The sequence below is a fragment of the Pseudomonas sp. 10C3 genome (assembly GCF_036346185.1).
GTDB lineage: Bacteria > Pseudomonadota > Gammaproteobacteria > Pseudomonadales > Pseudomonadaceae > Aquipseudomonas.
This window is the reverse complement of the sequence record NZ_JASJVE010000065.1, coordinates 1-746: the sequence shown is the minus strand read 5'-3', so window position 1 is coordinate 746 and position 746 is coordinate 1. Positions and strand designations below refer to the sequence as shown.

General features: G+C 51.9%; 2 protein-coding genes. Both read left to right on the top strand.

All coding sequences use genetic code 11. From position 1 onward, the window contains the following. Nucleotides 1–13 precede the first annotated feature (13 nt). Nucleotides 14–172 (top strand): replication initiation protein, encoded by a 159-nt coding sequence (locus tag QN399_RS26115; protein WP_330201927.1) that lies wholly within the window; start codon nt 14–16, stop codon nt 170–172. 2 nt (nt 173–174) lie between these two features. Further along, complete coding sequence (locus QN399_RS26110) at nt 175–411, top strand: hypothetical protein (protein WP_330201926.1); 237 nt, start codon at nt 175–177, stop codon at nt 409–411. Nucleotides 412–746: the final 335 nt, after the last annotated feature.

Sequence of the window (746 nt, the reverse complement as noted above, 5' to 3'; positions counted from 1 at the left end):
TAAATACACTAACGTGAAAGACATGCGCCGGTGGGTGCTAGAACCAGCCCTAAAAGAGCTAAATGCGGGTACAGATCTAGCTGTAACAGCTGAACCACGTAGGCAAGGCAGGAAGATTATCGGCTTCGTGTTTGCCATCACAAAAACCGATCAGATGGCATTGGAGCTGTGACTATGACGACTGCCAGCAAGTGGGCCAACTACGATGTGGCCCGTAGCCGTCTGCTGATGCAGATCGGCGAGTTGAATCACTTGATTGACCAAGAGCAATCCGCCGCGGTACCCAATGCCGCGAAAATTGCCGCCCTGGAGAACCAGCAAAGCGCCCTGATCTATCAGTCCGATATTCTCAGTGCTGACGATCTTGTTCTAACCAGCAGAATTGCCTCTCCGGACTGGACAGGGCAATAGGTCAATCCGGAATCCTTCCCCCTATAGCCGAAATCCTTCCCTGTTCGGCCTTACCGACCTTATCTGCATTAAGCTTGCACCTTGGCACACTTTGGTACACTCCAAAAATTATGGTTTGGCACACCCTCAAGGAAGCGATGACCCTGACCGGCAGAAGCCGTCGCTCACTTTATCGTGATATGGCTACAGGCCTTGTTTCGTATGGCCTGGACACTCAAGGCCATCGTCAGTTTGAAACGTCAGAACTGATGCGCGCCTATGGCGCGTTTGTGTCAGTGGCACACCTTTGCACACCAAATGTGGCACACCCTGGCACCTGTCTCTTATACACATCT